Origin of the sequence: Actinomadura sp. 7K534, from assembly GCF_004348575.1 — a bacterium.
Lineage (GTDB): Bacteria > Actinomycetota > Actinomycetes > Streptosporangiales > Streptosporangiaceae > Spirillospora > Spirillospora livida.
Genome location: NZ_SMKB01000290.1, coordinates 1 through 8,197, shown reverse-complemented (window position 1 = coordinate 8,197; position 8,197 = coordinate 1). Strand labels below are relative to the sequence as shown.

The 8,197-nt window shown below is 74.6% G+C and carries 6 protein-coding genes and 1 pseudogene; 2 read left to right on the top strand and 5 right to left on the bottom strand.

Features of this window, described 5'->3' with window-relative positions; translation table 11 throughout:
* A pseudogene (locus tag E1266_RS33050) lies at positions 1-1,008 on the top strand (MFS transporter); the annotation flags it as partial.
* A gap of 44 nt (positions 1,009-1,052) precedes the next feature.
* Positions 1,053-1,655 (top strand): hypothetical protein, encoded by a 603-nt coding sequence (locus E1266_RS33045; RefSeq protein WP_132053837.1) that lies wholly within the window; start codon positions 1,053-1,055, stop codon positions 1,653-1,655.
* Between the two features lie 32 nt (positions 1,656-1,687).
* Here E1266_RS33045 and E1266_RS33040 read toward each other — a convergent pair whose 3' ends face one another.
* The 5 genes from E1266_RS33040 to E1266_RS33020 are packed head-to-tail and all read right to left on the bottom strand — an operon-like array spanning position 1,688 to position 7,867.
* Positions 1,688-3,655 (bottom strand): hypothetical protein, encoded by a 1,968-nt coding sequence (locus tag E1266_RS33040; protein ID WP_132053835.1) that lies wholly within the window; start codon positions 3,653-3,655, stop codon positions 1,688-1,690.
* Entirely contained in the window at positions 3,592-4,968 is a 1,377-nt protein-coding gene (locus E1266_RS33035) for an adenylosuccinate synthetase (protein WP_132053833.1), read from the bottom strand. The genes E1266_RS33040 and E1266_RS33035 overlap by 64 nt, the downstream gene beginning before the upstream one ends.
* A gap of 4 nt (positions 4,969-4,972) precedes the next feature.
* On the bottom strand, positions 4,973-5,944 hold the full coding sequence (locus E1266_RS33030) for a hypothetical protein (protein ID WP_132053831.1): 972 nt from the start codon (positions 5,942-5,944) through the stop codon (positions 4,973-4,975).
* 10 nt (positions 5,945-5,954) lie between these two features.
* On the bottom strand, positions 5,955-7,037 hold the full coding sequence (locus E1266_RS33025) for a molecular chaperone DnaJ (RefSeq protein ID WP_243719185.1): 1,083 nt from the start codon (positions 7,035-7,037) through the stop codon (positions 5,955-5,957).
* Entirely contained in the window at positions 7,034-7,867 is an 834-nt protein-coding gene (locus E1266_RS33020) for an NUDIX hydrolase (protein ID WP_132053829.1), read from the bottom strand. The genes E1266_RS33025 and E1266_RS33020 overlap by 4 nt, the downstream gene beginning before the upstream one ends.
* Between the last annotated feature and the right edge of the window lie 330 nt (positions 7,868-8,197).

Here is an 8,197-nt window from a genome sequence, read left to right as displayed (position 1 = left end):
CTGCTGCTGGCGCTGGGGCTGGGGCTGCTGGTCGCCGGCGTGTACAACCCGGAGCCGCAGGAGTCGGCGCTGCCGCCGTGGGGCGTGCCGGTGCTGGTCGCGGGCGCGGTCGTCCTCGCGGTCTTCGTGGCGTGGGAGGTCAAGGCGCGGACGAGGCTGCTCGATCTGTCGGGGGTGCGGCGGGGGCCGCTGCTGGCGACGCTGGGCGTGAGCCTGCTGTCGGGTGCGGCGCTGATGGTGACGCTCGTGGATGTGGTGCTGGTGGCGCAGACCGTCCTGGACAAGGACACCACGGAGGGCGCGCTGCTGCTCACCCGGTTCCTCGTCGCGCTGCCGGTCGCGGCCGTGGCGGGCGGGGTGGTCGCGCGGCGGTTCGGTGAGCGGTGGCCGATGGCGGCGGGCATGGCGGTGGCCGCGGCGGGGTACCTGCTGATCGCGGCGTGGCCGGCGGATCTGGCGAGCGCCTCGTACGGGCCGCTGCCGAGGATGGACGTCGATCTCGTGGTCACGGGTCTCGGTCTGGGCCTGGTGATCGCGCCGGTGTCGTCGGCGGTGCTGCGGTTCGTCCCGGCGGCGCGGCACGGTGTCGCGTCGGCCGCGGTGGTCGTGGCGCGGATGATGGGGATGCTGCTCGGGATCTCGGCGCTGTCGGCGTGGGGCTTCTACCGCTTCCACCGGCTGACCGCGGATCTGCAGCCGCCGCTGCCGTTCCTGATGTCGGAGGACGAGTTCGCGCGGCGGATGGAGGTCTACAACGCGGCTCTGGACGACGCGCTGCGCACCGAGTACCAGGAGATCTTCTGGATCACCGCCGGGATGTGCGTCCTCGGCGCGCTGCTCGCGCTGGCGGCCGGCGGTCCCGGCCGCGGCGGGGACCGGACCGGCCCCGCGGACGACGGCGAGATTCGGCCATCATCCGGGCATACCGGGCGCGATCCCGGAAAGGATTCGGCCACGAGCCACGTGCCTACCAAGGGACTCGGGAATATCCTTGGCAAAGAAGGCTGAAAGGGCCTCTTGCCGGGAGGGCGCTCCCCGGGGAGGTGACGCAGATGCGCAGGTCCGGCCCAGGCCATGGAGGCACCCCCCTCGCCAGGCTGCGACGCCGGCTCGGTCTGGAGCGCAACGAGCTGCGCCGCCGGGTGGACCGGGTGCAGCGGGTGATCGCGCTGGTCCTGCTCGTGGTCCTGCTGGGCGTCGCGCCGCCGCTGGCCGCGTGGGCGGCGTCCTGGTCGTACGAGTCGGGCGTCCGCGCCGAGGCCGCCGAGCGGGCGAGCCGGAGCCAGGTCGTCGCGACGGTCACCTCGACCCGCGCGGCGTCGGGCGACCGCTACATCCATGAGACGGTCCAGGCGACCTGGCAGGGGGCGGACGGCGAGCGCCGCACCGGGACGCTGCCGGGCTGGAAGAACGCCGCGGTCGGCGCGCAGCGGACGATCTGGGTCGACCGCGAGGGCGCCCCGGCGATCCCGCCGCGCCCGCACAGCCGCACGGTGACCGACGCCGCCTACGCGGGCGTCGCGGCGGTGCTCGGCTGCAGCGTGCCCGTCCTGGTCGCGTACGTCCTGGTCCGCCGCCGCTGCGACCGGCACCGCTACGACATGTGGGAGGCCGACTGGGCCCGCATGGACGCGGACGCGAACCCGCGCTCCTGACGCGATCCCGCGTCCCCGGGCCCCGGTGGCGGTCAGGGGTTGATGACGCAGGGCCCGCCGCCGCACACGTCCTGCACCGTGCCGGTCTTCAGGAAGATCGCCTTCTGCCTGCGGGCGTCGGCGTTGTTGCGGGGGTCGGAGTGCGGGTCGCGGCCCTCGGTCGGCGGCGTGTTGCCGAGCGGCGGGGCCGGGGAGCCGCTGTCCCAGATGATCATCGCGGAGCCCTCGTGGGCCGCCCCGAACGTCGGGATGCCCCAGTAGGGCACCTTGTCGGGGTTGCGGCCGGGCCGGACGACCGGCGCGTGGACGCTGGCCCCGATCGTGCGGGCCTGGACCTCTGCCGCCACGGGCGCGACCTGGTGGTCGCCGAACGCGACGTGCATCAGGACGCGGTGCGCGGGCGTGCCCGGCAGCGGGTCGTCCGTCATGTGCCAGGCGTAGCCGTTGGCCTCCCCGCGGTCCCACAGCATCTGGATCAGCGCGATGCCGATCTGCTGGTCGAGCTTGTCGGGGTAGAACAGGTCGAGGACCTGCCCGTACTGGGGGAAGTCGGAGCTGCGGTTGAGCAGCGTGCTGTAGTTCATCGCGGGGACGCCGAGGACGGCGCGGCGGATGTCGGGCGACACGGCGGTGAGGGCGCCGCCCATGATCCCGCCCTGGCTGTTGCCGTCGAACGTCAGCTCGGCGCCGGTGTCGATCAGGGACGCGCCCGAGCCGTTCTGGAACGCCTTGTGCCCGGCGAAGCCGCGGGTCATGGCGCGGCCGAGGAAGATGAAGTTCAGCAGCCCCTGCTGGGTGCGGTCCGCGACCGTCCGGAAGCGGGTGAGGTCGGCGAGCGCCGAGACGACGTTCGGGACGTCCTCGTCCGCCATCCCGATCCACTTGGTCGCGCAGAAGGCGAACCCGTGCTCGGCGGCCATCGACTTGACGTTGCCGGCGCCGACCTCGCCCTCGCGGCCGAGCAGGCCGTGACCGTAGAGGGCGGGACGCGCCGGCTCGTCGAACGCCGATCTCGGGATCTCGCACTGGAACGGGACGGCCTGGGAGTTGCCGGGCAGCCGCGCCGGCCGACCGTCCCGTCCCCGGTACAGCGCCGAACCGGGCAGGCCGCCGTACTGGTCGAGGTAGCTCGGCGCCCAGACGATGCCCTTGACCTCCCGGGCGATCCTGTCGTCGACGTCGTCGGTCACCTGCGTCACGAGGAACGAGGGCGAGCGGTCGCCGAGTCCGCGGAGCGCCTCGTCGCGCATGTGGAGCACCGGCCCGGCGAGGCTCTGCCGGCTCGCGACGGTGAAGTCCCAGGCGAGGTAGAGGCCGTCGCGGCCGACCCCGTGGCGGTCGAGGTCCGCGAGGACCTTCCCGGTCTCCCGCTGGCGCTCGTGCAGCGGATCGCCGGACGGCAGTTCCGGCCCGAGGATCCTGGCGAACGCGTCGTTCGGCGCGATCGCGTTCCCGGACGCGTCGCGCAGGTTCCGCAGCGCGACGGCGTAGCGGTGGCCCTCGCGGAAGTTCCGGGCCGGGCGGACGATCAGCGCCTTGCGGTCGTCGGGCGCGTTGGCGTCCAGTTCCGCCCAGTACGGCCAGCGTTCCCCGGTCTCGGTGTCCACGATGGCGATCGGGGCGTCGTCGCGGAGCGAGGCGCCGATGTCGGTGACCGGTGCCGCGCCGGTGCGCGCCAGGTCGATGCCGGGGACGCGGCTGAGCAGCATCGACCCGGGGGAGAAGCCGTCGGCGCGGTTCCACTCGTCCGGCCGGATCGGGAGGCCGAGCACGTTCTTCAGCGTCGTGCGCATGGCGACCCGCCGTCCCGTCGGCGTGCCGGCGTCGGGCACCGTGTACCAGTCGCTGGGGAACGGCAGCAGGCACGCGGCCGGGTCGATGGGGTCGCAGCCGGCCGCCGTGTCGGCCGCGGCGGCCGGTGCGGCCGGCGGGACGGTCAGGAGCGCGAGGGACGCGGCGAGCGCCGCGAAGACCGCGAGGCTGCGCTGGGGGAGACGCATCGTCCACCTCCGGGGGATCCGCGACGTTGATCGAGATCTTGGTCCCGGGGGCCGCCGCGGTCAATGGGCGTCCGGAGGTGGCCAGGAAATTTGTCGCCCGAGGCGGGCCCGTGGGAGCGCAGGACGACCGGTGTCCGGAGCAGCCCCTCGATCGTCTCCACCGGGCGGCCGAGCGGCGCGTAGACGGGGCGCGCCCGGAGCAGGCGGCGGGTGAGCGCGGCCTGGCGGTCCAGGTCGGGCGGGCCCGCGGGGAGCCGCTCGACCCGGCCGCCGTCCATCTCGTAGGCCACGCAGGCGCGCAGGTCTGGACGTGCCCCCGCCACGTCCAGGTGCGTGACCGCCAGGCCGTCCGCGCCGCCCGCCGCGTCCAGCGCGTACCGCAGCGCCACCGCGTCGAGGTGGCCGACGCGGAACGCGCCCTGCCAGCGGCCGGTGCCGTTGTGCCGGTCGGGCAGGTCCGCCGTGAGGACCGGGTCCTCGGTGACGAACGGGCCGGGGCCGTGCCGGGTCGCGTACGCGCGCAGCACCCCGAGCCGGTAGGCGGACTCGCCCGCCTCCGCCAGCAGCGTCTCCGCGTTCGCGAACGTGGTCGTCGACCAGGTCGTGTACGGGTGGAAGCCGTGCCACTCGTCCAGCAGGACGCCCTGGGCCCCCTCGAACACCACGTTCCCCGCCCGGAGGAGGTCGTGCAGGTGCTCGCCGCCGACGATCGCGACCCGCTCGGCGAACGCGGTGAAGGCGTCCGCGCACGCCTCGACGTCCGGGACGTCCTCTCCCTGCGGGAAAGCGGCGCGGTACCAGTCGCGGACCGCGGTCAGCCGCCGCCGCAGGCGCGCGGGCGACAGGCAGTCGCCCGCGCGCGGCGCGTCGTCGTGCGCGAGGGCGTACGAGGCCGTCTCGCCGATGCCCATCCCGCACGAGCCGTGCCGGTCCGCGCCGCGCGCCGACTCCCGCGCGCGGTTGGCGGCCCGGTGGTACGGCGTGGTCAGCAGCGCGTCCCGGTCGACGGTCAGCCGGTCGAGCGCGTCGGGCACGCCGGCCGTCCGCAGGTGGTCCGCCTCGGCGGCGAGGGCGAGCGGGTCCACGAGCATGAACCGGGACAGGTGCGTGCGGACGCCGGGCGTGAACGTCCCCGAGCCGAACTGGGCGAACGTGTGGTGCCGCCCGTCCGCCGCCACGACGTTGTGCGCGGCCTGCGCGCCGCCGTTGAACCGGACGACCGCCCCGACCGGGGACGCGGCGCACAGGTGGTCGACGACCGTGCCCTTGCCCGCGTCCCCGAAGCCGAGGTCGACGACGATCACGTGGCCCATGTGCTCAGAGCCGGGTCGTCGCGGACGGGCCGGCGGCGTCCAGGCCGGGCGGCGCGGCCGAGACCGCGACCGCGGCGCGCGACGCGTCCAGCCGGGCGAGCGCGCGCGACACCGACGGCCCGGCGTCCGAGCCCGCCTCCGCCAGGTGCTCCAGGCCCTGGTCGAGGTCGATGGCGTCCTCGGCGAGCCCGACGGTCAGCGCGATCGTCTCGCAGACCGCGTCGAGGTCGTCCAGGTACAGGACGTTCTGGCCGAGCAGCCCCTGCCAGAAGTCCCTCAGCTCGCTGCTGCCGGCGTGGTAGGCGCCCTGCGGGATGATGAAGTACACGTCGTAGATCCGCTGCAGCTCGCGGACGATCGCGGCGACGGGGACGTCCTCCGCCAGCTCGTCCCCGATGACCTTCGCGACCTCGCGCCGCTTGACCGCCGGGTAGGCCAGCTCGTCGCCGATCATGAACAGGTAGCCGCGCCTGCCGCGCTTCTCGAAGCAGTCGGCCGAGGTGTGCCGGGCCATGAAGTACATGGCCAGCTCGTACGACTCGCGCATCTGGCCGCCGCCCCCGCCCTCCAGCAGGATCTTGCCGAGGTCGTCGTCCATCCGGTTGTCGGCCTCGAACTGCCCGATCTGCAGCGGCGCCCGGTCGCAGGTCGCGTCGCCGACCGCGCCGAACATGATGTGCGGGTGCTCGGCGTACCCCTTGCGGAGCAGCAGCCCGAGCAGGTCGGGGAGCTTGGTCTGCAGCGCCCGCGGGACGTGCCGCATCGAGCCGGTCACGTCGAACAGCACGCCGATCGCGAGCGACTCCGGGTGGTCGGCGGAGTCCCGGCTCTCCCGGAAGGCCACGCCGCGCGGGTCGAGGTCGGGGTGGACGGTGGTGGCGCCGCCGTCGGAGTGGGCGAACGCGCTGGTGCCGGTGGCCGCGCGGTAGCTCGCGCGGGCGGCGTAGACGTCGGTGGACCAGTGTCCGCTTCCCATGGTCGTCTCCTTAGTGGGGGAGGGGCAGGTGGAACGGGCGGAAGCGCCGCGGGCCGTAGAGCTTCTCCAGCAGCTCGTCCAGTTCGGCCAGCAGCCGCCAGGCGTCGGAGGGGCGCCGGTTCCGCGCCGGCAGCGTGCAGCCGCGGGCGAACGAGCGCATCGCCTTGGGCGCCTTGTCGCCCATGAGGCCGGTCATGCACCGGGTGGCCATGTAGATGTCGGTCGCCGGGCTCGCGGGCTCGCGTCCCGGCACCTCGGCCGGGTACAGCTCGGCGTACCGGTCGACCATGGCCGGCACCCGGCCGGACGGGTCGGTGGCCGCGTAGCAGCCCGGGACGGAGTAGCACCAGTCCACGAGGACGAGCCCGTGCTCCGCCGGGTGGATCATGATGTGGTCCGGCAGGACCGCGCCGTGCAGGACGCCCGCGCGGTGCGCGAACCCCAGGGCGACGAGCAGCCGCCGCCACATCCAGGCCGCGTCGCGCGGGTCGACGCCGCCGGGGAACGCCCTGCCGACCTCGGCGAGCGTGTGGAACCCGTCCAGCGCGACGATCGCGTTGGCGCGCCGCTCCCGCCCGGTCGAGGCGTCCCGGTGCCGGAACGACTCGACCAGCCGCGGGACGTACGGCAGGAACTTCCCGTCGCCGTCCTTGGGGAGCTGGCGGAGCGCCACGGCCTCGCGTTCGAGCAGGTCGCCGTCGCGCGGGTCGCGCGGCATCTTCAGCACCACCGGACGGCCGCCGTCCTCCGGCCGGGCCGGGTACAGCTCGGCCAGGTCGCCGCCGACCGGGTCGCCGGTGAGCCGGTACGCGTGGCGGCGCGTCGTGATCAGGGCCGTGCCGTCCCGGTTGTAGCCGCGCCACAGGTCGTTCAGCCTGATGAAGGCGTCGCGGGTGCGGCCGCCGGTCGCGTCCGGATGGACGAGCCGCGCGAGCCGCCGGTACCGCCGCACCGCCTCGGCCGCGTCCTCGCCGAACAGGTCCGCGGGGACCCGCGCCCGCCCGAGCCGGGCCAGCGCGTCGTCCAAGCCCACACTCAGCCCTGTTCGCCGTGGGGGGTCGACCCCCCGCGCCCCCCGGTTCGCTTCGCTCATCTGATGTCCTCCTCCCGGCCGGGCCGCAGCAACGCGGGATGCAGGAGGCGGGCGTCGCCGGCCCGGTAGAGCCGCGGCCGCGGCCCGCCGCGCCGGCCGCCCCGGTCGGACGTCGCGCCCGTGCTCTCCACGAACCCGGGCACGGACAGGACCTTCCGGTGGAAGTTGCCGGCGTGCAGCTCCTCGCCCCAGACCGCCTCGTAGACCGCGCGCAGCTCGGGGATCGTGAACTCGCCGCCGCAGAAGGCCGTGGCGAGCGGGGTGTACTCCAGCTTGGCGCGCGCCCGCTCCAGCCCGTCCGACAGGATCCGCGCGTGGTCGAACGCCAGGCGGCGGGTCGTGCCCGGACGCTGGTCGCCCGACTCGGTCAGCCCGAGCGCGTCCACCGGGACCCAGGCCGCGTCGGCCGCGTCGCCGCCCGCCTCGGGGTCCGGCAGCTCCGGCGCGAACGCCAGGTGGGCGACGGAGATGACGCGCATGCGCGGGTCGCGGCCGGGGGAGCCGTACGTGCCGAGCTGCTCCAGATGGACGCGGCCGAGCGCGCCGGCCTTGGCGCTGAGCCCGGTCTCCTCGGCCAGCTCCCGGACGGCCGCGTCCGGCAGGTCCTCCGCCTCGGCGCCCTGGAGCGGCCCGCCCGCCTGGACGAAACCGCCGGGCAGCGCCCACATCCCCGCGTACGGGGCGCCTCCGCGCCGGACCAGCAGGACGTGCAGTGCGCCGTCGCGGATGGTGAGCGCCACGACGTCCACCGTCACGGCGACCGGGTCGTAGTCGCGCGGATCGTAGTTCGCGAGGAAGTCGCTCTCGTCGCGCCTCGGGTCCGGGGTCATCCGCGCCCTCCTGCAGCTCTCGCACCAAGTATTTCTCATACTGAGTTCATCTCTGTATGAGAACAACATAGATCGGCCGCGAGCCGTTGTCCAGTCCGGTCGGCGGACGTCAAACGAGGGCGCCGCCCCCGTGAACGGGAGCGGCGCCCTCGTAGGGCCTGCTCAGCGGCGGTGGCGCCCGCCGTTCGGCGGCTCCTGATGCTCCCCGTCGTGGGGACGGCCGTCCTCGTGCGGTCCCGATCCGTACGGATCCGGCGCATAGGGGTCGGAGGAGTAGGGGTCAGGGGTGTACGCGTCCGAGCCGTAGGGGTCCGAGCCGTAGGGGGCGGG